The sequence below is a fragment of the Paenibacillus sp. 2TAB19 genome (assembly GCF_052115185.1).
Taxonomy (GTDB): Bacteria; Bacillota; Bacilli; order Paenibacillales; family Paenibacillaceae; genus Pristimantibacillus.
On record NZ_JBFRGE010000051.1, the window covers coordinates 22,707 to 45,966 of the forward strand.

Consider the following 23,260-nt stretch of genomic DNA (forward strand, 5'->3'; position numbering starts at 1 on the left):
CATGCTAATGCGTAAGCGAATGATTGACTTAGCCAAGGTTAGGATACCCTTTTGTACAATTTATAATAAAGGTTTAGAGCTTCATATTGCTGCTGTGACCCGGTGACAGCTTGGCGCTAGGGTCCACGTACACTTTGGCATTGTTGATCGCAGTAGGCGCTTCGCCGAATCCGACGGCAATCAGCTTCAGCTTACCGGGATAGGTGGTAATATCTCCAGCCGCGAAGATGCCCGGAATGTTCGTCTCCATGCGAGTATCGACGGTTATTGATCCACCCTGAATATGAATTCCCCAATCCGCGATAGGTCCAAGTGAAGATACGAAGCCGAAGTTGACGATGACAGCATCGACATCAAGCTCAGTGGTCTCTTGCGTCTTCACATTCGTAAGCGTTACTTTATCAATGCGGCTTTCGCCGTGAAGTTTCGTAATTTCAGTAGGGGTAACGATCTTAACCGTTGAATTCATTAAGTTCTCGACGCTATGCTCGTGCGCGCGGAACTTATCTCTGCGATGTATTAGCGTTACGCTCTCAGCTATCGGTTCAAGCATAAGCGACCAGTCCACGGCCGAATCGCCGCCGCCGCTTATAAGCACCCGTTGACCTTTGAACCTTTGGAGATCGCCAACAAAATAATGCAGGTTCGTTTTCTCAAACTGGGCTGCTTCCGGCAACTCAAGACGGCGAGGCTCGAATGCGCCTACGCCAGCCGTTATAATGACTGCTTTCGCAAAGTGCGTGCCTTTGTCCGTCACGATCTCGAAGAGGCGCTCATCATGCTTGATTACGTTTTGCACCTTCTCCTCCAAGCAAATTTCCGGATTGAAAAGCTGTAGCTGTTCTTTTAGACGATCAACCAGCTCCTGGGCTGTAACTTTAGGGAATCCGGCAACGTCATATATATACTTCTCCGGGTAAAGCGCGGCAAGCTGGCCGCCAAGCTGCGGCATGCTTTCGATAAGTTTAACGGATGCTTGGCGCATCCCTCCATAGAAAGCTGCGAATAGTCCAGCTGGACCTCCGCCGATGATGACGATATCGATGGGATTTACAGATGATTGAGAAATAGACAATTTGAGCACCTCCATATTGCTGACTGTTCTTAATCCGTACGATTTTCATTATAAACTTTCAAGGGGAAAGAAGGAAATATTTAATTTGTATAGAACTCTAAACAATTTCGTATATTTTGCCCTTGAACTTTTCATGAAAACTATGTAATATTTCTGATGTATGTTAAGTACGGAGTGTTGTGTAGAGACAGATTAGAGAAGCAGAACAGCGGCGTTTTTTAACTATTGCAGAAGCTATTTTGTCAATCGTTCAGGCATTGCCGTAAGCCGTTGGAATGTTGATAAATGTTCGTTATTAAGCGCAAACTGTTAGTATCATTTTAAATATTCGGATGGGTTTGTGTAATTTTTCACAGAGAAAAAAGACTAGGATTGGATGGGATCATACGATGAGCAACATACCTAAAATCGTCATACTGGGAGCGGGCTACGGTGGCGTCTTGACTGCACTTCGTTTGCAGAAAGAGCTGAACTACAACGAAGCGGATGTGACCTTGGTTAACAAACATGACTATCACTACATTACTACGCATCTCCATATGCCTGCAGCAGGTACGGACAATCCGGAAAATGCGCGTGTCAGCATCTCGAAGCTGATCGACGAATTCAAGATCGACTTTGTCAAATCGACGGTTGTACAGATCCGTCCGCAAGACAAGAAAGTCATCCTTGAAGACGGAACTTTGTCTTACGATTACTTGGTCATCGGTCTCGGCGGAGAACCGGAAACATTCGGTATCCCTGGTCTTGGCGAGCACGCGATGAACATTCGCAGCATTAACTCGGTTCGTCTGATCCGTGAACATATTGAATATCAATTCGCGCGTTACAAGCGCGAGCCTCACCGCACCGATTATTTGACGTTCGTTGTCGGAGGAGCAGGCTTCACAGGTATTGAATTCGTTGGCGAGCTGTCCGACCGTATTCCTGAGCTGTGCAAGCAATTCGACGTTGATCCGTCGTTAGTTAAGGTTTATAACATCGAGGCTGCGCCAACTGCACTGCCAGGCTTCGACCCTGAGCTGGTGGAATACGGCATGGACGTCCTTACGAAGAAAGGCGTTACGTTCCGTATCGGCACGGCTATCAAGGAATGCTCCCCGGAAGGCGTTATCGTTGGCGAAGGCGAAGAGATCAAGTCGGCAACCGTTATTTGGACCGGCGGCATTCGCGGCAACCGTCTTATTGAGGAAGCTGGCTTCGAAACGATGCGCGGCCGCGTGAAGGTGGATGAATTCCTTCGTTCGCCGGGCAATGAGAACATCTATATCGTCGGCGACAACTCGCTGATGTTCAATGAAGAAGGCCGTCCATACCCGCCGACTGCACAGATCGCTATGCAGCAAGGTGTCGTATGCGCGCATAACCTTGTCGCTTCGATTCGCAACCAGCCGCTTAAGACGTTCACGTTCAGCAATAAAGGAACGGTAGCGTCGCTCGGCAAGGGCGAAGCAATCGGCATTGCTTTCGGCAAGAAATACAAAGGCCGGATGGCTGCTTGGTTGAAGAAGATGATCGACTTGCGTTACCTGTTCATTATCGGCGGTATTCCGCTTGTGCTTCGTAAAGGAAAGTTCCTATAATGCGCCACTGCAGCGTACAAGTACGCGGTTTGTTAACGAGAGACGAGCTCGATCGTTACAACGCGCTGATGGAGGTCGGCTCATTTTTAGAATCGCAAACGCGTTACGACCTCGCTTATACGGTGCAGAAGGAAGTTGACCTTCTTATTCAACCGGCTATCGAGCGTCTGAAGGATAAGGGCCGTGAACGGGACAGAGCAACCCAGGAGTACTTGGAAGCGAAGCGTCTCGGTCTTGAAGAGGATGACGAGGACTAATAAGATAAAGGCTTCCGCCCTAGTGCGGAAGCCTTTTTTGTTGAACAAAAAAGAGCTGCGACTATTGGATGACCAACAGTAACAGCTCTTTTGTATTTGAGTCGTTCATTTTGCAAAGACCTTATTCAACATCATAAACGAAGATGAATAAACAGTCTATACTTTTTTGGCCGAATTGTATAAAGTTGGATTGCCGGCCGGCAAATAGGTGTAGGAGGCGGATACGCAAATGGCGGAAGGGTGTCACTTATCGCTCGAAGATTTGGAACGAGATATGAGGTCCGTATTCGGGAACAGCTACTTGGTGCGCAGTGTTGCGAAAATGCACGGTGGCGCACAGAAGGTTGTTTACAAGATCGAATGCCAGAACGGTTTTGCCTGCATGCTGTACGTATGGGATATGGCGAGCAATTATTTTCAGGACGAAATAAGAGATAATACCGAGGATGAACGCTCGTACGGGAGTGACCTATTCGAATTGAACAACGACTATTTAGGTCGAATTGGTGTTCAAACGGCTAAACTCTACYACATGAGCAAGGATAAAGTTCGGTATCCCTTTGATTATGCATACGTCGAATTCGTGCACGGGCACAACGCTGAAGCGTATATGTCGTCAGTTGCGAATGAACAGAAAGTCGTTTTTTCAAGAATAAAGGAATTACTTGAACGTATGCATGCAGTTAACCGCAAGTCATATGGAAATTTAGTTAGTGAGCTGGATCGAGCGGATCCGTGTCATTATATACAACTTCGCAACGCCAAGGAACAGTTGTCTTACCTTGTGAAGCATTCGGAAGAGATAAAGATGAAGGAAACGATGATAATTAACCTTATTCATAAGCTGGAGACTAGAATAGACGGGAGGGAGACGTACGGCTTCATCCATGGCGAGTTAGGACCGGATCACGTACTTGTAAACGAAAGGCTTGAGCCGTATTTAATCGATATCGAAGGAGCGGCGTTTCATGACATTGAGCATGAGCATAGCTTTTTGGCTTTTCGCTTTGGCGATGTTTACAATCGTTATTTGAGCGGGCAAAATCTTGATCCTGATCGAATGAGATTTTATCGGCTGCACCATCATATTTCAAGCGCTTCGGGTGGGCTTAAGCTGTTGCAGCGCGGGTTTCCAAACAAGGCGTTCGCCGAGGCGATCTATACTTACAATATGAAGAGCGTTCTGGATAGTTTGGAGAATAACGCTAACTAGCAGGAAAGAAACCTACTAAAAAACCGTCTCACGTGGCCTAAAGCCTGGAGACGGTTTTTTATGAAAACGAGTCTAGATGCTGAGCAATGCTGCGAACTTGCTGCTGTCGAGCAGGTTGCCGACGTAGAAATCGCCGAAGTCGCCGAAGCGCGCGCTAACTTCATCGAAGCGCATCTCGTAGACGAGCTTCTTGAATTGCAACGCGTCGTCTGCGAACAGCGTTACGCCCCATTCCCAGTCGTCGAAGCCGACCGAGCCAGTAATGATTTGCTTCACTTTGCCCGCATATTGGCGGCCGATCATGCCGTGGCTGCGCATCATCGTGCGGCGCTCGTCCATGCTGAGCATATACCAGTTGTCGTTGCCTTCGCGGCGTTTGTTCATCGGGTAGAAGCAGATATGGTTCGCTTTCGGAAGCGTAGGCTTCAGTCTGGCGATGATGTCCGGGTTTTGCATCGGGTCGCTGCCGGGCTGCGCCATATAATTGCTCAGCTCAACGATGCTGACATAGGAATGAGCAGGTTTGGTGAAGCTAGCGAACGATGTTTTGTTGAACGCCGTTTCGATCGCATTCAGCTCTTCAAGCGTCTCGCGCAGGTGCATAAGAACGAAGTCCGCTTTTTGGCCTACGATGCTGTATACGGCCGTGCTGCCTTGCTTGCTTTCTTCTGTTGCAGCCCACTCGCTCAAGAAAGATTGAAGCTCATCGAGCGCCTTCGCTCTCGCAGCCTCTCCTGCGAGCCTCCAAGCGGTCCAATCGATCGAACGGAAATCATGCAGGGCATACCAGCCCTCTAGTGTTTGTGCGGCTTCACTCATTATAGATAAAAGCTCCTCTCCATTTAGGCTTGACTTCTAACATTGTATCGTAATCACTCTTAGCAGAGCAAATGGCGGTCTTGTGACATTTGTCCATCGCTAATTGACTTCCCTGTTGCCATTATTTAAACTAGGAAACGAGAGTATGAAAGGGGAAGTCTGAGATGCTTCAACTAGTTATTGCGACAGTGCTTTTTATGGTCATGTTGTTCGGAATCGGCTTTATATTGAACATGCTGCTTAAGACAACGTGGTTTCCATTATACTTGTTCATAATCGGAATTATTCCGTTAGGCATATGGGCTCCATGGGACGCTTCGGCTAAGACGACGATTCAGAATTTTGCGGATTACACCGTGTTCGATTATATTCCCGTTATCGGTGCGCTCGTAGGCGCGTACATAAGCGGCTGGGCCATACGCGCTTTGCGCAGAGGCGGCTACAAAATGTTCTAGTTGCTATATTCACAGAAATCCCTCGTTCGGGGGATTTTTCTATTTTTCGACTCGACCTTCTGAGCGGGATTTGTGCTAAAATGATAGAAAGTAAGTTTGGGATGGAGTCGGTGCAATGCGCATCAATAATATATTGCATTATACGGAACACCACCGTTATTACATATTTCGTGATTTTTCGCTAAGCAGCTTGGATTACAAAATGCTATCGCTGATCTATCAGCCGATGATCGGTGCTTTTGCCGTGGCATTGTACCAGCAGCTTTATCACGGAATTGCTGATGGACTATCTGGTTTCTCGGCGCTTGAGCCCCAGCGCAAGCTGTTTCTTGGATTAGGACTTGAGATGAATGAAAGAAGCAGGAAGCATTTGATCGAGCAAGCTTCGAAGCTGGAGGCTGTCGGATTGCTTCAGACCTCCCGGCTAGGAATGCCTGATAATGCCGATGTTATTTATGAATACGAGCTGTCTGAGCCGTTGTCGCCTGCTGAGTTTTTCCGCAACATGCATCTGACGATGCTGCTTCGTGACAAGATCGGTAAATATGCGGTTATTTCGCTGCGAGAGTCGTTCGGAGCTAACGAACCGGATGAGCTTGCAAGCGCGCAATTGACCAAAGAGAACATTTCCGTACCGTTCTATGAGCTATTCAAGCTTAATATGCAATCGGTGGATGACGAGCTGGAGCAAGCTTTAACTGAGGTTGCGCCCGCAAGGCAAGCCGCGCCGAGACCGCAGTTGGAGACGGCGGGTATCGCGTATGGCGAGATTATATTGCGTTTCCCGCGCAACTCCGCTAATCGCCGATTCGTTGAGCGTCTGCGTAACGATAACGAGCAGCTTGCTCAGGTGAATTACGTCGCTTACAAGTACAGCTTAAGCGTCGTTGATATATGCCGTTTGCTTGACGAGGACGGCATATTCGATTCGAACGGTGAGCTTCAGATTGACGAGCTTCAGCTGCGGGCCAACTCGCTTTACCGGCAAGATAAGAAGCGGGAAGGCGATCGTCAGCGTGTTATCGCGCGTTCGCAAGCAGCCGCAAGGTCGGATGAGGAGTCTGAAGAACCGGACGAGGAAATCGCGGTTAATGAGGAATTTTATTTGCAGGTGCCGAGCCAGTTGCTCGGGCGCTGCGATATTCATCAATATAATATGCTTATGCGCAACGAGCCTCATACGCGGTTCTTGCAGCGCTTCTTTCCGGGAGCGGTTCCGGAATGGATCGATCGTGTGTTCGAGCGTATCGATCTCAACTACCGGCTAGCAGCCCCAGTTATTAATGTCCTCATTCATTATGTTATTGGCGCGAATGATGCGCAGCGCGTGACGAAGGCGTTTCTCGATGCAGTTGCATCCAATATGCTGATGCAGCAGATCGACAGCTTCGAGAAGGCGGTACAATACGTTCGTGAGCAAGCGCAGGTTGAGCAGGATAAGGAACGCCGCAAGGAAGCGGCGAACAGCTACAGCGGCGGAGCGAGAAGCGTCAGCGGCCGCGGAGGAAGCAGGAGCGGCGGCGGTACTTCCCGCAAGCCATCGATTCCGATCGTTCAAGACGGACAGCCGGGAGCTAAAGTGTCGGCTGATGAACTGGAGGAGCTGCGCAAGCTAGCCCGCAAGATCGACGGCAAATCATAGAGACGAGGTGACGGAGGATGGAATCGCTAGGCGATTTGTTGAAAGCTTGGCCGACAGGCAGATCGATAACGGAACAGGCGAAGGAGAAGATGGACGAGCTAATGGCTGATCCGCTCGTAGAGAAGCTTCTAGTGAGATACCCGGAGCTCGACGAACGGGCGATCCGTCTGAACCTGAACCGCGTGTACCAATATGTAACGGAATATCGCAACTGCACCAATTGTCCGGGACTGGATCGCTGTCCGAACGACTTCGAAGGCCATTATACGTTGCTTAGTTCGGAGACGGTGAACGATAGCGTGCAGTTGTATGACCGCAAGGTCGCCTGCAAGAAGTTCGTTGCCCGCGAGAGCGAGCAGAAGATTCGCAGCCGCATACGCAGCTTCTATGTGGACGACGCGGCGCTTCGCCGCGGCTACTCGTCCGACGAGATACTGACTAACGACTTGGAGCGTGCGAAGGCAGTCGGGCAGCTGCTGCGATACATTGATCGTACGAAGGAGCATGGCCTTCAGCAGGAGGGGCTGTTCCTCTCGGGCCGATTCGGAACGGGCAAAACATTCCTTATGTGTTACATGCTGCAGGAGCTGGCGAAGCAAGGCCATTCGGGCGTTATCGTCTATATGCCTGACTTCGTCGAGGATTTGAAGTCGCTTATGCATGAGCCTGGCAAGCTGAAGGAGACCGTTGAGATGATGAAGGAGACCGACCTTCTGATCTTCGACGATATAGGTGCGGAGAACTTGAATCCATGGGTGCGGGATCATGTGCTTGGTGCGATTCTCAACTACCGGATGGAGCGCAAGCCGACTTTCTACACGTCCAATTACGAGATTGATGCGCTCGAGAAGCATTTCAGCTTCACCAGCAAGGACGGCGAAGAGCTCCATAAGGGGCAGCGGATCATGGACCGGATTAAGCCTTATGTCGAAGTAGTCATGGTTACTGGCGAGAATAAGCGCGGTCGCAAATAGAACGGGCAAAGCCTTGGTTGGCAGATATGACGTATCTGCTGACCAAGGCTTTTTTATGTTGGGAGGCTGAGGCAAATCGCTCTTACGACCGAAATAGCACAAAAACCTTTCGCTATTTAAGCTCACACACACAATATTCGATCAGATAGCGCAACGATTTTGTGCTATCCCTTCAATGGAGACGTTGCCCCGTGGTGTGGTGTCCACCAACTATGGATGCCTTGCCTACTTGCCATCCAACCGCAAGTATCCCTTACAGTTAAGCCCTCTTATAAGCCGATCTTATGTACCGCATTATTTTTTTTGAAATAACCTATTGACAGTATTAGGGTTGCGCTGGTAGAATTCTCCCATAACCAACTAAACAGGTAGGAATTAATTGTTTTGCGACCGGACCACCGGAGTTGACACCTAATCGCTCATGACGCGTTGTCGTGGCCTGTGAAGAACAATAAAAAGGGGTGCAATCATTTATGAAAAAGATTACTCATGTACGTTCGGTCCTTATTATTCTCGCATTATCGTTGGTACTCGCGGCTTGCGGCCAATCGGGCGGCAACAACAACACGAATACAACTTCAAATAAACCAGCAAATGCAGCAACGGACACGCCGGCAGCAACGAATGCCGCTACTGAAGAACCGAAGGCAGAGCCTAAGCCGCCGGTTGAACTGCTTAACGTATCGTATGACCCTACTCGCGAGCTTTATGTAGAATACAATGAAGCTTTCGCGAAACATTGGAAAGAAGAGACTGGCCAAGAAGTAACAATCAAGCAATCGCATGGCGGTTCCGGTAAACAAGGCCGTGCCGTTATCGACGGACTTGAAGCAGACGTAGTAAYACTTGCACTTGGTTACGATATCGACGCTATTGTTGAACCGGGTCTGATCAATAAAGATTGGCAAACGAAGTTCGAGCACAACAGCGCTCCATACACGTCGACGATCGTATTCCTCGTTCGCAAAGGCAACCCGAAAGGCATCAAAGACTGGAACGACCTCATTAAAGACAAAGTGGAAGTCATTACGCCGAACCCGAAAACATCCGGCGGCGCACGTTGGAACTACCTTGCGGCATGGGGTTACGCTCTGAAACAAAACGGCGGCGACGAAGCGAAAGCGCAAGAGTTCGTAGCTGAATTGTTCAAGCACGTACCGGTTCTGGATTCCGGCGCACGCGGTTCAACAACAACATTCGTAGAACGCGGTATTGGCGACGTATTGCTAGCTTGGGAGAACGAAGCGTTCCTGTCTATCAACGAGCTTGGCCCGGACAAATTCGAAATCGTATATCCGTCCCTAAGCATCTTGGCTGAACCTCCTGTAGCAGTAGTAGACAAAGTTGTAGACAAACGCGATACGCGCGAAGTGTCCGAAGCTTACTTGAAATACCTCTATTCCGATGAAGGCCAAGAAATCGCGGCGAAAAACTACTACCGTCCAATAAACCAAGAGATTCTTGCTAAATACAAAGATACGTTCAAAGACATTGAATTGCTTACGATCGATAAAGACTTCGGCGGCTGGAAAGTGGCGCAAGAGAGACATTTCGCAGACGACGGCGTGTTCGACAAAATCTACACACCAGGTTCTTAATGCTTGATCCCTATACGACTGGAGCTGACTTCACATGAAAGGTTCCAAGCCCCGTAATGTCTTGCCGGGTTTTGGCTTATCGATGGGCTTTACCATCTTCTATCTAAGCGTTATCGTCCTGATCCCGCTTAGCGCCGTATTGTTCAAGACGTTCGAGCTGAGCTTGCCCGAGTTCTGGAAGACGGTAACGAGTGCGAGGGTTCTCGCCTCTTACCGGGTAAGCTTCCTGACCGCTTTCTTCGCCGGACTTGTCAATCTGGTGTTCGGCTTGCTTATTGCATGGGTGCTGGTACGGTATCGTTTTCCCGGCAAAAAGCTCATCGACAGCTTAGTCGACTTGCCGTTCGCACTGCCGACCGCGGTAGCCGGGATCGCCTTAACCGCGATCTACGCTCCTAATGGCTGGATCGGCTCCTACTTGGCGCCGCTCGGCATCAAGGTCGCTTACTCTCCAATCGGCATTACGATTGCCTTAATCTTCATCGGCCTCCCGTTCGTCGTACGGACGGTGCAGCCGGTGCTGCAGGATCTAGAGAAAGAAACGGAAGAAGCCGCGGTTATGCTTGGCGCTTACCGACTCCGCACGTTTTGGAAAGTCATCTTGCCCGAGCTTATGCCAGCGATGTTAACAGGGTTCGCGATGGCATTCGCAAGGGGGATTGGCGAGTATGGTTCAGTCGTATTCATCTCCGGCAATATGCCGCTTAAGACGGAGATTACGCCTCTGCTCATTATGACGAAGCTCGAACAATACGATTACGCAGGCGCGACAGCGATTGCGCTGGTGATGTTGATCGTTTCGTTCCTTATGCTTCTCGTCATCAACTTGCTGCAATGGCGAATGAATCGGCGGACTGTTGCGAGATAAGCGAGTGATCGCTTCCTCGGCAACAGACGACTAACCACCAAAAACGGATGAGGAGGAGTCAAGCATGGCTGGTGCCATTACCGTTCATTTAGACAAAGAAGCGTCCAAACGTCCGAAACATGCGACGGAATCCGGGCCGGTTCGCTGGATATTGATTACGATCGCGCTGCTGTTTCTGGGTCTTATCGTCCTATTGCCGCTCGTATCGATATTCGTAGAAGCACTTAAGAAAGGCATAGGCGTCTATGTCGATTCCATTACAGACCCGGACGCGATGTCGGCGCTTAAGCTGACGCTTACAACGGCACTGATCGCCGTTCCGATTAATACCGTATTCGGCATCGCGGCGGCCTGGGCCATTACGAAGTTCCGTTTTCGAGGCAAGAATATACTTATTACATTGATCGATCTGCCGTTTGCCGTATCGCCTGTCATATCTGGTATGGTCTACGTGCTCTTGTTCGGAGCGCAGGGCTTCCTTGGTCCTTGGCTGGACGACAATGACATCCAAATCATATTCGCACTGCCGGGCATCGTGCTCGCCACGGTCTTTGTAACGGTGCCATTCGTAGCGCGGGAGCTTATTCCTCATATGCAAGCACAAGGCGTGCAAGAGGAGGAAGCGGCATCGAGTCTTGGCGCGAAAGGCTGGCAAATCTTCTGGCGAGTCACCTTGCCGAACATCAAGTGGGGCTTGCTCTACGGCATCATTCTTTGTAATGCTCGCGCGATGGGCGAGTTCGGTGCCGTATCCGTCGTCTCCGGCCACATTCGCGGAGAGACGAACACGCTCCCGTTGCATATCGAAATTTTGTATAACGAATACCAGTTTTCGGCGTCATTCGCCGTAGCTTCTCTGCTCGTCATGCTCGCAGTCATCACGTTGATCGTGAAGAGCATCGTAGAGTGGAAGTCGTCATCGTCTTCACATTAATCAACAAGGCGGCAGCATATATTTATAATTTCATTGGAGGGATTCATTATGGCGAAACCGTTGGAAGTAGATCAACAGTGGCTGGAGCGAATTGCGGAGCAGGTCGGCGGATTGCACTACGGGCATGTTACGATTACCGTTCATGACGGCCGAATCGTACAGATTGATCGATTGGAACGCACACGATACGATCAACCCTCTTCGAAGCAAAATCAATCCGAGCAGCAGTCGACCAAAGGCCGCGATAACAACGCAGCAGCTAGTGACGGCTTGCGAATTGTTCAATAGTCCAATTCAAGAAGAAGAGCTTCGATTCCTAAGGCTAGCTTAGCCTTGGTATCGAAGCTCTTTGTTTGTATGTTGGYAATTACATATTAAGGGAGGATAAGCCTAGCGGCCTATCCTCCCTTAAATGTTTTACGAGATGATGAACTTAACGATTACAGCTACAGCGAATACTACGGTCATGAAACCGAGCATGCCGCCAAAGCCGAATACGACGTCCATCAAGTCGTGGCGCGGCTCTTCATTGAAGTGCTCGCGCGGATCTCTTACGTTTTCCATCGTAGACGTCCTCCTTGAAAGACCGGATGCTGCAGCGACAGCCGCAAGCGGTCGTCTCCTACAGTATCGGCTATTTCAACTTATATTAGTATACCGAAACAGTCGAACAATTGTAAAGCAACCAGTCGTGACAAATATGAGACAAAATTACGCCCTTTTATGCTAAAATGTGAACAGGATTGTATGGCAATCGGAGGTGCGAGCATGGATCAGCAGTTAATAGCAGCAAAAGAACTTATACGAAACAAGCTAGCCTTGCTTCCCGACGGGCCGGGCTGTTACCTGATGAAGAACGGCGACGACGTCATTATATATGTAGGCAAAGCGAAAGTATTGAAGAATCGCGTGCGCTCCTATTTTAACGGCAGCCACAACGCGAAGACGCAGCGTCTCGTCTCGGAAATACGCGATTTCGAATTTATCGTGACCGGCAGCAATATGGAAGCGCTCATTCTGGAGTGCAATCTCATCAAGCAATATCATCCGCGCTATAACGTGTTGCTAAAGGATGACAAGACGTTTCCTTATATTAAAATAACGAGCGAGAAGCATCCGCGCCTAGAGGTGACGCGGCGTGTCGTGAAGGATAAAGCGAAGTACTTCGGCCCTTATCCGAACGCTTATGCGGCACAGCAGACGCTTAAGCTGCTTGAGCGGATCTATCCGCTGCGGAAATGCAAGACGCTGCCGGACAAAGTATGTCTATATTATCATCTAGGTCAATGTCTCGCTCCATGCGAGTACGAGGTGCAGCAGCAGTCYTACGACACGATGGTTCAGGAAATTACCCGTTTCCTCGGCGGCGGCCAGGATGTCGTGAAGGCGGAGCTGCAGCGGAAGATGGAATCGGCAGCCGAGGAGCTCGAATTCGAGCGGGCAAAGGAATTCCGCGATCAGATCGTGGCGATCGAGGCTGTTATGGAGAAGCAGAAAATTACGCTCTCCGATGCGCTTGACCGCGACGTATTCGGTTATGCGGTAGAGAAGGGCTGGATGTGCGTACAAATTCTTTATATGCGCCATGGCAAAATGATCGAACGTCACGCGTCGACATTCCCTTATTACGGCGAAGAGTATGATGACTTCATGACGTACGTCACGCAATATTATAGCGACAATCCAGCGCTGCCTAAGCAAATTTTCTTGCCGCTGCCTCCTGAGCTGGAGCAAGCTGAGGAGCAAACGGCTGCGGCCTCGTTAAACGGTGACGCCGAATCCGAAGATGCGGCTGCAGGCTCGCGTGCGGATGATGTGATGGCTTCGCTGCACAGCTGGCTTAAGGTGAAKGTGCTCATGCCGCAGCGCGGACGCAAGAGCGAAGTCGTCTCTATGGCGATGGAGAATGCGAAGGTAATGCTTGAGGATAAGTTCAGACTGATTGCCCGTGATGAGGAACGCAGCGTGAAGGCGTCCGAGTCGCTTGCCGATTGGTTAGGATTAGCCGAGGTGCACCGCATTGAGGCGTTCGACAACTCGAACATTCAAGGGACGAATCCAGTATCGGCGATGGTCGTCTTCACGGACGGCAAGCCGGACAAGAAAGAGTACCGCAAATATAAGGTGAAGACCGTAACAGGACCCGACGATTACGAAACGATGCGCGAAGTCATTCGCAGACGCTATGAGCGCGTCCTTAAGGAGCAGCTGACGCCGCCTGATCTAATCGTCGTCGACGGCGGCAGAGGGCAAATATCGGCCGCTCTGGACGTGCTGGAGAACGAGCTTGGCTTATCCATTCCGGTCTGCGGCCTCGTGAAGGATGCGAAGCATAAGACGGCGCAGCTCATGACGGGCGATCCGCCTGAGGTCGTGCCTTTACCGCGCGACAGTCAGGAGTTCTATCTGCTTCAGCGCATACAAGATGAGGTGCATCGTTACGCAATCTCGTTCCATCGCGAGCAGCGCGCCAAGTCGATGGTAGAATCGAAGCTCGATTCGATTCCCGGCATTGGCGAGAAGCGGCGTAAGCTGCTGCTCAAGCATTTTGGTTCGATTCGCAAAATAAAAGAGGCCTCCGTCGAAGACTTCAGGCCTCTCTCTATCGGGGAAAAGCTGGCTGGTCAAATTATTGCTGCTCTAAATGAGGAGGAATCGTCGTAATCGGCGGTTTCTTCTCTTTTTTGTCATCCAAATACTTAATCCCATATGCGATTAGAATCGGCAAAATAACGAAGAAGATGCCTGATGCGATATCGAACGCCGAACCGACGGTAACAATAGTAAGCGCTACGCCGACGCTGTTGAATATCGCATGCGTGAACATCGCCGTAATTAAGCCGTATCTGACGAAGATGAAGCTGAAGATGAGCCCGATAATCATTAGCTCGATGAGCCTTGTCGACGACGGGTATAGCGGGTACATGACGTGGCCGAGCGCCCATGATGCGGTTGGAATAATGGCTGCTACGAACGTATTTTTGAACCATTTGCGGAACAGGCCGATGCCGAAGAATCGGAATACGGCTTCTTCGGATATAGCTGCCGCCCAAGCCAGCACGGGCATGAGCCATAGATAACTCATGTTGTACGGCGATTGCGTAACGTCGCTGGTCGACCATGTGCCGATCGTGAACTTCAAGCCGATGAAGATGGCCGCCTGCAGCGCGAACAGAATAGCAGCGAAGCAGTAGCCAAGCCCCATGCTGCGCCACACGTACGTTCCGTACCCAGGCTGGCCGAAACGCGGCCATAAGGAGCGTCCTTGCGCCTTCCACAAGCCGTCGCCCGCCACAAGCGAGATATAGATCGAGCCGGCCATCGGAATAGACAATAGGACGGTGAATATGGCGGTAATCAGAATCGTCTGACCGCCGAGCTCATTTTCGCCAAGCGATGCTCTAACTCCGTCGAGTACGTTCATATTGATAATGACATACGTAACGAAGTAAATGATAGTGAGTACGATTCCTCGCTTGAATGACGTATGTCCTCGGTAAAGGACGGCGTAGATGACTGCAAGCACGAACAGGATGAAGCTTATGAGGAAGTAGCCGAAGCCGGTCATGAATTGCGCCCACTTGTCTTGGGCTTTCACATAGTCCCTATACTCAGCCGGCGCAATGAAGGCTGGCTTGTATTTCGTCATAACGGGCTCGCCGTCGATCAAGCTTACGGCAATCGTCACTTGCAGCTTCGATTCGCCGATCGAATGGTCGCTTGGGCTAACTCCCCACTCGCCGTTCGGATAGGCCGCTCCGCTTGCAAGCTCCTCTGCACGGAACCCTTGCTCCTYGAGCAATGCGATGCTCAGCTTATCGATTTCTGGATTGTCGTCCTGAACAGGCTCGCCGCCATGCAGATTCCAGGCCACGATACGTTCAGTCTGCATATGGACGTAGACGAATCCTTTGCCGCCTGCCCCTTCAAAGTCCACCTCGACTTGATATGTATCGGTTGGAAATTGTTTATCGTATAGATCGGCATACGCCTCTGTCAGCTCATCACGCGTAAGGTAGCCGTTCATTAGCTTGTCGGATTGATGGACGGCTTTGGCGGAATCCACCTCTCGTCCTACGAGCTTCTCGGCGAACGACGCGGCTGCCTGCTCCGCTTGTGCTTTGCTAATGGCTCTGCCGCCTAGCTCATCYGAAGAGCTCGCCTTTATTAGCGGGACGATATCGACGAACATGTAAATGAGAAGACAAATAACGGCTGCCCATATGTAACGCTTCCATTCCTTGTGTTTAATTGAATCGATCATCAGTTCACCTCATGCGTATAGGAGTAGGATGAAGCATACTATACTACCATATCACAACGTTCCCTGAATTATCCATTGAAACTAGGTCTTTATTTTCATAATCCCGCGAAATAACGATGTTCATGAAGTGTAGGGCAAGGTGAAGCGCATAACTGCGTCTTTTTGGTCGAATATAGCCTCTAATGTGAGAAAAGGGAGCTTTATGCAAGGGCGTATTTGGGCTTATAATCGTTATCGTCATACCAAATGAATAGCACAGCCGAATTTCCTTAGGAAAACGGGGGAACCATATTGTTGCCGGGCATCCGGCGGCATGGGGTGAATTTCTACATTGCCGGAGCGCAGCTTCAGGCGATTGAATAGGGCTGCCTGTCCAGGCCCGAATCCGTCAGCTAACCTCGTAGGCGTATTGGAACAGGACTCATCTTCTTGAGCACTTGAGCTTCCAGTGCTTTTTTTTGTGCGCTTATAACGATAACGCAGTAGATTTTCGAAGATTGAGGTGCACAATATAAGATGAAATTCGCATGRATTTGGGACGTGAAGAACTGGTCTCCGCCGAGGATACTTGTTAGCGGCTTCGCGCTCATTATATTCATTGGGGCATTTTTGCTCTCTTTGCCCTTCGCCTCGGCAACAGGCGAACGGCTGAACTTCATAGACGCTTTGTTCACGGCGACTTCAGCGACATGCGTGACCGGCCTCGTCGTCGTCGATACCGGCACCTATTTCTCGACAGCCGGCCAGATCGTTCTGACGGTGCTGTTCCAGCTTGGCGGCCTCGGCTTCATGACGATGGCAACGCTAATCGCGCTCGTTTTGCGGCGGAAAATATCGCTGCGCGAGAGGCTGATTCTTCAAGAGGCGATGAATCAGACAAGCATGGAGGGCATTATTAGGCTAATTCGCCGCGTCATCTACTACTCGCTGTCTATTGAACTCGTCGGGATGCTGCTTTTCACGTTCCGGTTCTCGTTCGATATGCCGCTTGGCAAGGCAGCTTTCTTCGGCGCTTTCCACGCCGTATCGCTGTTCAACAACGCCGGCTTCGATATTTTCGGAGATTACCGCAGCTTAACGCTGTATGTGTCCGATCCAATCGTTAATATTGCCGCAATGATGCTAATCGTATTCGGAGGACTCGGCTTCGTCGTTATGTCAGATCTAATGGAATATCGGAAGAAGCGCAAGCTGTCGCTGCATAGTAAAATCGTTCTCGCCATGACGGGGACATTGATCGCGTTAGGCGCGATTGTGTTGTTTGTTTTCGAATTCACGAACCCCCTCACGCTCGGCTCGCTCGATTGGGGAGGCAAGATATGGGCCTCATTATTCCAATCCATTACACCGCGTACGGCTGGCGCCAATACGCTCGATTATACAGCTCTAAGGCAGGCTACCGTCTTCTTTACGATCATCCTTATGTTCATCGGCGCATCGCCGGGCTCGACGGGGGGCGGCATTAAAACCACGACGTTCACGGTGCTTGTCGGCGCCGTAATCTCGATGATTCGCGGACGTGAGGATATCGTCTTCTTCCGCTATCGGCTTGCCAAGGACCGCATATTCAAGGCGCTGACGATTACGATTTTGTCGTTAACGCTCGTCGTGGTCGTGACGATGATTCTTGCAACGATCGAGAATCAGCCGTTCATGAAAATATTGTTCGAGGCAACATCCGCGTTCGGCACCGTAGGACTATCCATTGGATTGACCCCGGAGCTTAGCGATATTAGCAAAATGATTATTGCATTCACGATGTTTGCCGGTCGGCTAGGTCCATTAACGCTCGCTTATGCGCTTGGGCCTGGAACAGATAAAGAATTGTACCGGTATCCGGAAGGTAAAATAACAATTGGATAGGGGATTTACAGGTGGCTATCAAACGCAGTCAGTTTGTCATTGTGGGCTTGGGGCGGTTCGGCTCAAGCCTTGGAAGGGAACTCATCGAGCTTGGTCATGAAGTGCTCGGCATCGATAAGGATGAAGAAACGGTGCAGGATATGAGCAGCGTGCTAACGTACGCCGTATCGGCGGATTGCACGGATGAGGAGACGCTTCGCTCGCTAGGCGTACGCAACTTCGACTGCGGCGTCGTTGCGATCGGCGATGACATTCAGGCGAGCATTCTAACTGCCATATTATTGAAGGATCTTGGCGTGAAGAAGGTTGTCGCGAAGGCGATGTCCGAGCTGCACGGCCGTGTGCTTGAGAAGATCGGCGTTGACAGGGTCGTCTATCCGGAGAGGGATATGGGCATTAGGGTTGCGCATCAGCTCGTATCGCCAAACCTGCTTGATTATATCGAGCTATCCAAGGATTATACGATCGCAGAGCTTGCCGTCCCGAAATGCTTGAACGGAAAGTCGTTGAGCGACCTTAATCCCCGGGCAAGATTCGGGTGCAGCATCGTTGCGATCAACAAGCCTAACGGTATAATTATTGCTCCTTCGGCAACAGATGTTCTTACGGAACGAGACATTATGGTTATTATAGGGACGAACGATCAAATCGAGGAATTCGAGGCGACGGTTATCCGTTAAATAGAGCGCCGTTCTTATGGATTCGAAAGCGATATATTGGAAATGATGAAAACAGCGGCTAATGCTTTTCGCCRCTGTTTTTTGTCCATTATGTTAAGCTTGCTTGCTCGGGAAGCGGGCTGCAATTTCATTAATCCACAGTCGAACCGAAGGACTTAGCCCCGCGGGATCGGCATGAATAAGCGATGTCGTGCGTTTCGTATCCTCAAGCTCGCGGATCGGTACGACAACAAGCTCATTGTCGTCGATCAATTGTTGGCGCATATACGATTGCGGAAGCAATGTGGCTGCGCGGCATGTATGCAGCAGGCGAAGGATAGCTTCGAAGGAATCGATCTCCATTCGAACGTCAGGCTGCAATTGATACTTATCGAACAGCTCGTCGGTCAATACGCGGTACCAGGTTCCGCGGGAGAATAAAATCATCGGCATGCCGTCCAGATCCATAATGCCCAGCGAACCTTTGTCGGTTACGACCTGATTGCGCGGCAGAATGAGCAGCAGATGATCATCGAAGAGAGGCAGGCAGCGCAGCGTCGAATCCTCAATACTGGAAGCGACGATGCCGATATCGGCCTTATGCTCGCGGACTAGCGAGACGATTTCATGCGTTTTGCCGGTTACGGCTTTGATATCCACCTCGGGATGTGCGCTCGTCAACATTTGGATCAGATCCGGCAGTGTCGTCTGCAGCGTCGTGAGGCTTGCGCCGATCGTTAGCGAAGAACGGCCGGTCGCGGTGAATTCGGATACCGTTTGCAAATAGTTGCGATGAAGCTGTCTAAGCTCAATCGCATACTCGTACGTAAGCTGGCCTATTCGTGTCAACTCTAGCCGTTTGCCAATACGGCGGAACAGCGGCGACCCGATGTCTTGCTCCAGCTTGGCGATCTTTCGGGATAGGGCAGGCTGCGACAGATTGAGCAGGGCAGATGCTTTGTTCATACTCGACTGCTCAACGATTACAGAGAATACATGGAGCTCATCATACACGACAAAATCCCCTTATGTCATTTTGTTATAAGAAATTATAAAAAATAAGCAATTCCATTATAAGCTGAAAAGGAGTAGGATGGAAAGTGTGGCTAGATTGTGTCGAGTTTTGTTGACGGAGGTACATGCTGGGGTTACAATGGTGAATGGTTTGTATGAGCGGAAACGGCTTCAACCGTCACTAGCGGTGAAAGTACGTTTTGCACTAAATTCTAAGTACATATAAGTGGTGTAACTTAGAGGCTTAGAATTTACAGATGGAAAAGTATGCAACTACAGTCTTGAAAGGAGAAGGAAGAACATGAAAGGAAACTCGTATTTCTCGCGCAAGCTTCATTCGCTTCTAGGCATCATTCCGCTAGGCGGCTTTATCGTCGTCCACGGTTTGGCGAACTATCAAGCGTTCGAGCGCGGGCCAGAGGGCTTCGGCAAGGCCGTGCACTTTATCAATAGCATGCCTGTGGTAACGCTGCTTGAGATTTTCGGCATTTACCTCCCGCTATTGTTCCACGGTATCTACGGCCTATATGTGGCTTACCAATCGAATTCGAATACGGGGCGCTTCCAATACGGAAGGAACTGGGCGTTCACAGCGCAGCGCGTAACGGGGGTAATTACATTTATTTTCGTCTTCTGGCATGTGTACCAGACGCGAATTCAAGTGTACCTCGGCAACATTACGCATGAAGAGCTCGGCTCGACCATGAACTTGATTGCGAACAATCCTGCTTACTTCGTCTTCTACGTGATCGGCGTACTGGCAGCGGTATTCCACTTCAGCAACGGCCTGTGGGCGTTTCTGATTAGCTGGGGCATTACTATCGGCCCGAAAGCGCAACGCATCTCGTCCTACATTTGTATGGGTGTTTTCGTAATTGTCGCTGCTCTGTTCATTCTTTCGCTTGTTGCGTTCAGAGGCGATGAATTCCAAGAAGCTGCAAGTGCCGCATTGGCGCTTACAAATATCGGTTAGTCTGATTAATAGGTAAGTCTTAAGGACAAGGAGTGAAACGTTGTGGCAAAAAATAAAATAATCATCGTCGGCGRCGGTCTTGCAGGCTTGATGGCTACCATCAAAGCAGCAGAAGCAGGCGTACACGTTGATCTGTTCTCTCTTGTACCGGTCAAACGTTCGCATTCCGTATGTGCGCAAGGCGGCATTAACGGAGCGGTGAATACGAAAGGGGAAGGCGATTCCCCGTGGGAGCACTTTGACGATACAGTATACGGCGGCGACTTTCTAGCGAACCAACCGCCAGTTAAAGCGATGTGCGACGCAGCGCCTGGTATCATCCACTTGATGGACCGGATGGGCGTTATGTTCAGCCGTACGTCCGAGGGCTTGCTCGACTTCCGTCGTTTCGGCGGTACGAAGCATTCCCGTACAGCATTCGCAGGTGCAACGACTGGCCAACAATTGCTGTATGCACTCGATGAGCAAGTACGCCGCTGGGAAGCAGCCGGCCTCGTTACAAAATACGAGCATTATGAATTCCTTGGCGCTGTTATTGACGACGACGGCGTATGTCGCGGCGTGTCTGCTCAAGACCTTCGCTCCATGGAAATTCGCTCGGTGCGTGCGGATGCGGTTATTCTGGCATCTGGCGGTCCTGGCATTATTTTCGGCAAAACGACGAACTCGGTTATTAATACAGGTACGGCAGCAAGCGCCGTGTATCAACAAGGCGTTAACTACGCGAACGGCGAGTTCATCCAGATCCACCCAACGGCAATTCCGGGCGACGACAAGCTTCGCTTGATGTCGGAATCGGCGCGCGGCGAGGGCGGACGCATTTGGACTTACAAAGACGGCAAGCCTTGGTACTTCCTTGAGGAGAAATACCCGGCATACGGAAACCTCGTTCCCCGCGATATCGCGACACGCGAGATTTTTAGCGTCTGCGTAGACCAAAAGCTCGGCATCAACCAAGAAAACATGGTTTACCTTGACTTGTCCCACAAAGACCCGAAGGAGCTTGACGTTAAGCTTGGCGGCATCATCGAGATCTACGAGAAGTTCATGGGTGACGATCCTCGGAAAATCCCAATGAAGATCTTCCCTGCGGTTCACTACTCGATGGGCGGTATGTGGGTAGACTACAACCAAATGACTAACATCCCAGGTCTGTTCGCTGCTGGCGAATGCGACTATCAATACCACGGTGCGAACCGTCTCGGCGCTAACTCGCTGCTCTCCGCTATTTACGGCGGTATGCTGGCTGGTCCGAAAGCGGTGGAGTACATCAAAGGCCTTAAGAAATCGGCTGAAGATATCTCTTCGTCCGTATTCGATCGCGAGGCGAAACGCCAAACCGATAAGTACGACAGCATTCTAAAAATGAACGGCAACGAAAATGCGTACGTTATTCACAAAGAGCTTGGCGAGTGGATGACAAACAACATGACGGTCGTTCGTTTCAACGACAAGCTGGAAGCTACGATCGGCAAGATCAAAGAACTGAAACAACGCTATTCGAACATTAACATCAACGATACAGCTTCTTGGAACAACGCGGGCGTTGCTTTCACTCGTCAACTGTGGAATATGCTTGAGCTGTCCGAAGCGATGACGCTTGGCGCATTAATGCGTAACGAAAGCCGCGGTGCTCACTATAAGCCTGATTTCCCTGAACGCGATGACGATACGTTCATGAAGTCGACGATTGCGAAGTGGACGAAGGAAGGCCCGCAAATCTCTTATGAGGACATTGACGTAAGCTTGATCAAACCTCGTAAACGCGACTACTCCAGCGATAAGAAGAAAGGAGAATAACTAACGATGGCTCAAACAACTGTTGCAACAAAAACGGTTAAGTTTATCATCACTAGGCAGGATACTCCCGATTCGACGCCTTACACGGAAGAGTTCGAAATTCCATACCGCGCTAACATGAACGTCATTAGCGGTCTGATGGAAATTCAACGTAATCCGACCAAAGCGGACGGCGCCAAAACAGCTCCGGTATGCTGGGAATCGAACTGTCTGGAAGAAGTATGCGGCGCATGCTCGATGGTTATCAACGGCAAGCCGCGTCAAGCGTGCAGCGCCCTGATCGATAAGCTCGAGCAGCCGGTTCGCCTTGAGCCGATGCGCACGTTCCCAGTCGTTCGCGACCTTGTTATCAACCGCGAGCGTATGTTCAATGCGCTCAAGCGCGTGAAAGCTTGGATTCCAATCGACGGTACGTACGATCTTGGTCCTGGACCGCGCATGGCTGAGACGAAGCGTCAATGGGCGTACGAGCTGTCCAAATGTATGACTTGCGGCGTCTGCCTCGAGTCTTGCCCGAACGTTAACGATCGCAACAGCTTCATCGGTCCTGCCGCAATCTCGCAGGTTCGCTTGTTCAACGCTCACCCGACAGGGGAGATGAACAAGGAAGAGCGTCTCGACGCGCTTATGACGGATGGCGGTATCGAAGGCTGCGGCAACTCGCAGAACTGCGTACGCTCGTGTCCGAAGGGCATTCCGCTCACGACGTCGATCGCTGCGATCAACAAGGATACAACGAAGCACCTGTTCAAAAAATGGCTGGGGATGTAATCACCCGGTCTGCCATTATCTTCATTCACAAGCCCTCGGCGATGCCGGGGGCTTGTTTACTACATCAGAATGTTTAAGCACTGTACAGCGATAAAGCGTAAAGGAGATCATTCAGATTGGCGATAAAAACTTCTTTGCTTCCGAAGCGAGTTTGCTGTGCAAACTTGTAGGTCGCTCATCATCGAAGTACTCCGATAGGAGTTTTTCTCATTTGTAGTGCACTCGCAATCTGTTCCTTCACTTGCAGATATATGATATTGATAATCATTATTAATGATAAAGGATAAAGGCCCGTTTTGTCAATTGCCTCCTAGCAACGGAGATAAGCAGGCTAACCTCCTAAATCTATAAGACTCAAACACGGCACCACATCTGAACTAACTTAACTGTACTCCGCCCGCACAGCGCACAGCGCACAGCGCACACCGCACACCGCACACCGCACACCGCACACCGCACACCGCACACCGCACACCGCACACCGCACACCGCACACCG

21 protein-coding genes and 1 riboswitch are annotated in these 23,260 nt (G+C 50.4%); of the genes, 16 read left to right on the forward strand and 5 right to left on the reverse strand.

The window, feature by feature from the left end; translation table 11 throughout:
• Positions 1 to 73: 73 nt before the first annotated feature.
• Entirely contained in the window at positions 74 to 1,075 is a 1,002-nt protein-coding gene (locus tag AB4Z33_RS20905; protein WP_442051743.1) for an NAD(P)/FAD-dependent oxidoreductase, read from the reverse strand.
• 389 nt (positions 1,076 to 1,464) lie between these two features.
• Between AB4Z33_RS20905 and AB4Z33_RS20910 the strand changes: the two genes are divergently transcribed.
• The 3 genes from AB4Z33_RS20910 to AB4Z33_RS20920 all read left to right on the forward strand — a co-directional run bounded on the left by AB4Z33_RS20910 (position 1,465) and on the right by AB4Z33_RS20920 (position 4,128).
• On the forward strand, positions 1,465 to 2,658 hold the full coding sequence (locus AB4Z33_RS20910; RefSeq protein WP_337098063.1) for an NAD(P)/FAD-dependent oxidoreductase: 1,194 nt from the start codon (positions 1,465 to 1,467) through the stop codon (positions 2,656 to 2,658).
• On the forward strand, positions 2,658 to 2,915 hold the full coding sequence (locus tag AB4Z33_RS20915; RefSeq protein ID WP_442051744.1) for a hypothetical protein: 258 nt from the start codon (positions 2,658 to 2,660) through the stop codon (positions 2,913 to 2,915). Before AB4Z33_RS20910 ends, AB4Z33_RS20915 begins: the two co-directional genes overlap by 1 nt.
• Before the next feature lie 229 nt (positions 2,916 to 3,144).
• Complete coding sequence (locus AB4Z33_RS20920) at positions 3,145 to 4,128, forward strand: phosphotransferase (RefSeq protein WP_442051745.1); 984 nt, start codon at positions 3,145 to 3,147, stop codon at positions 4,126 to 4,128.
• A 72-nt stretch (positions 4,129 to 4,200) separates the two neighbouring features.
• On the opposite strand, the gene hemQ is transcribed toward AB4Z33_RS20920, so the two are convergent.
• On the reverse strand, positions 4,201 to 4,947 hold the full coding sequence (hemQ, locus tag AB4Z33_RS20925; RefSeq protein ID WP_442051746.1) for a hydrogen peroxide-dependent heme synthase: 747 nt from the start codon (positions 4,945 to 4,947) through the stop codon (positions 4,201 to 4,203).
• Between the two features lie 164 nt (positions 4,948 to 5,111).
• On the opposite strand from hemQ, the gene AB4Z33_RS20930 reads away from it, so the two are divergent.
• The 7 genes from AB4Z33_RS20930 (at position 5,112) to AB4Z33_RS20960 (ending at position 11,706) form a co-directional block, all read left to right on the forward strand.
• A complete protein-coding gene (locus AB4Z33_RS20930; RefSeq protein WP_337098059.1) occupies positions 5,112 to 5,402 on the forward strand; it encodes a YuiB family protein in 291 nt (96 codons plus the stop codon).
• Between the two features lie 115 nt (positions 5,403 to 5,517).
• Positions 5,518 to 7,044, forward strand: a complete 1,527-nt coding sequence (locus AB4Z33_RS20935) for a helicase DnaB (RefSeq protein WP_442051747.1) — start codon at positions 5,518 to 5,520, stop codon at positions 7,042 to 7,044.
• Between the two features lie 17 nt (positions 7,045 to 7,061).
• Entirely contained in the window at positions 7,062 to 8,018 is a 957-nt protein-coding gene (gene dnaI, locus AB4Z33_RS20940) for a primosomal protein DnaI (protein ID WP_337098057.1), read from the forward strand.
• 473 nt (positions 8,019 to 8,491) lie between these two features.
• Positions 8,492 to 9,616 (forward strand): sulfate ABC transporter substrate-binding protein, encoded by a 1,125-nt coding sequence (locus AB4Z33_RS20945; protein ID WP_442051748.1) that lies wholly within the window; start codon positions 8,492 to 8,494, stop codon positions 9,614 to 9,616.
• Between the two features lie 34 nt (positions 9,617 to 9,650).
• The gene (gene cysT / locus AB4Z33_RS20950) at positions 9,651 to 10,484 is read left to right on the forward strand and encodes a sulfate ABC transporter permease subunit CysT (RefSeq protein WP_442051749.1); all 834 of its coding nucleotides are present in this window, start codon (positions 9,651 to 9,653) and stop codon (positions 10,482 to 10,484) included.
• A 64-nt stretch (positions 10,485 to 10,548) separates the two neighbouring features.
• Positions 10,549 to 11,418, forward strand: coding sequence for a sulfate ABC transporter permease subunit CysW (gene cysW, locus AB4Z33_RS20955; RefSeq protein WP_442051750.1), 870 nt, complete (start codon positions 10,549 to 10,551; stop codon positions 11,416 to 11,418).
• Between the two features lie 48 nt (positions 11,419 to 11,466).
• Entirely contained in the window at positions 11,467 to 11,706 is a 240-nt protein-coding gene (locus AB4Z33_RS20960; protein ID WP_337098052.1) for a YezD family protein, read from the forward strand.
• Positions 11,707 to 11,835: 129 nt separating this feature from the next.
• On the opposite strand, the gene AB4Z33_RS20965 is transcribed toward AB4Z33_RS20960, so the two are convergent.
• Positions 11,836 to 11,982 (reverse strand): YqzM family protein, encoded by a 147-nt coding sequence (locus tag AB4Z33_RS20965; RefSeq protein ID WP_337098051.1) that lies wholly within the window; start codon positions 11,980 to 11,982, stop codon positions 11,836 to 11,838.
• Between the two features lie 204 nt (positions 11,983 to 12,186).
• Between AB4Z33_RS20965 and uvrC the strand changes: the two genes are divergently transcribed.
• Positions 12,187 to 14,082 carry an excinuclease ABC subunit UvrC gene (gene uvrC, locus AB4Z33_RS20970; RefSeq protein ID WP_442051751.1) on the forward strand — a complete coding sequence of 632 codons (1,896 nt, stop codon included), beginning with the start codon at positions 12,187 to 12,189 and terminating at the stop codon, positions 14,080 to 14,082.
• Here the strand turns inward: uvrC and AB4Z33_RS20975 are convergent.
• Positions 14,048 to 15,682 carry a CPBP family intramembrane glutamic endopeptidase gene (locus tag AB4Z33_RS20975; RefSeq protein WP_442051752.1) on the reverse strand — a complete coding sequence of 545 codons (1,635 nt, stop codon included), beginning with the start codon at positions 15,680 to 15,682 and terminating at the stop codon, positions 14,048 to 14,050. The genes uvrC and AB4Z33_RS20975 overlap by 35 nt on opposite strands.
• A 247-nt stretch (positions 15,683 to 15,929) precedes the next feature.
• A riboswitch (cyclic di-AMP (ydaO/yuaA leader) is annotated at positions 15,930 to 16,104 on the forward strand.
• A gap of 94 nt (positions 16,105 to 16,198) precedes the next feature.
• Between AB4Z33_RS20975 and AB4Z33_RS20980 the strand changes: the two genes are divergently transcribed.
• The gene (locus tag AB4Z33_RS20980; RefSeq protein ID WP_442051753.1) at positions 16,199 to 17,545 is read left to right on the forward strand and encodes a TrkH family potassium uptake protein; all 1,347 of its coding nucleotides are present in this window, start codon (positions 16,199 to 16,201) and stop codon (positions 17,543 to 17,545) included.
• Between the two features lie 17 nt (positions 17,546 to 17,562).
• Positions 17,563 to 18,225 carry a potassium channel family protein gene (locus tag AB4Z33_RS20985; protein WP_337098427.1) on the forward strand — a complete coding sequence of 221 codons (663 nt, stop codon included), beginning with the start codon at positions 17,563 to 17,565 and terminating at the stop codon, positions 18,223 to 18,225.
• A 93-nt stretch (positions 18,226 to 18,318) separates the two neighbouring features.
• Here AB4Z33_RS20985 and AB4Z33_RS20990 read toward each other — a convergent pair whose 3' ends face one another.
• Positions 18,319 to 19,218 carry a LysR family transcriptional regulator gene (locus tag AB4Z33_RS20990; protein WP_442051754.1) on the reverse strand — a complete coding sequence of 300 codons (900 nt, stop codon included), beginning with the start codon at positions 19,216 to 19,218 and terminating at the stop codon, positions 18,319 to 18,321.
• 301 nt (positions 19,219 to 19,519) lie between these two features.
• On the opposite strand from AB4Z33_RS20990, the gene AB4Z33_RS20995 reads away from it, so the two are divergent.
• The 3 genes from AB4Z33_RS20995 to sdhB are packed head-to-tail and all read left to right on the forward strand — an operon-like array spanning position 19,520 to position 22,762.
• Complete coding sequence (locus AB4Z33_RS20995; RefSeq protein ID WP_442051755.1) at positions 19,520 to 20,191, forward strand: succinate dehydrogenase cytochrome b558 subunit; 672 nt, start codon at positions 19,520 to 19,522, stop codon at positions 20,189 to 20,191.
• Positions 20,192 to 20,233: 42 nt separating this feature from the next.
• On the forward strand, positions 20,234 to 21,991 hold the full coding sequence (sdhA, locus tag AB4Z33_RS21000; RefSeq protein WP_442051756.1) for a succinate dehydrogenase flavoprotein subunit: 1,758 nt from the start codon (positions 20,234 to 20,236) through the stop codon (positions 21,989 to 21,991).
• 6 nt (positions 21,992 to 21,997) lie between these two features.
• On the forward strand, positions 21,998 to 22,762 hold the full coding sequence (gene sdhB / locus AB4Z33_RS21005) for a succinate dehydrogenase iron-sulfur subunit (protein ID WP_442051757.1): 765 nt from the start codon (positions 21,998 to 22,000) through the stop codon (positions 22,760 to 22,762).
• The last annotated feature ends 498 nt before the right edge of the window (positions 22,763 to 23,260 follow it).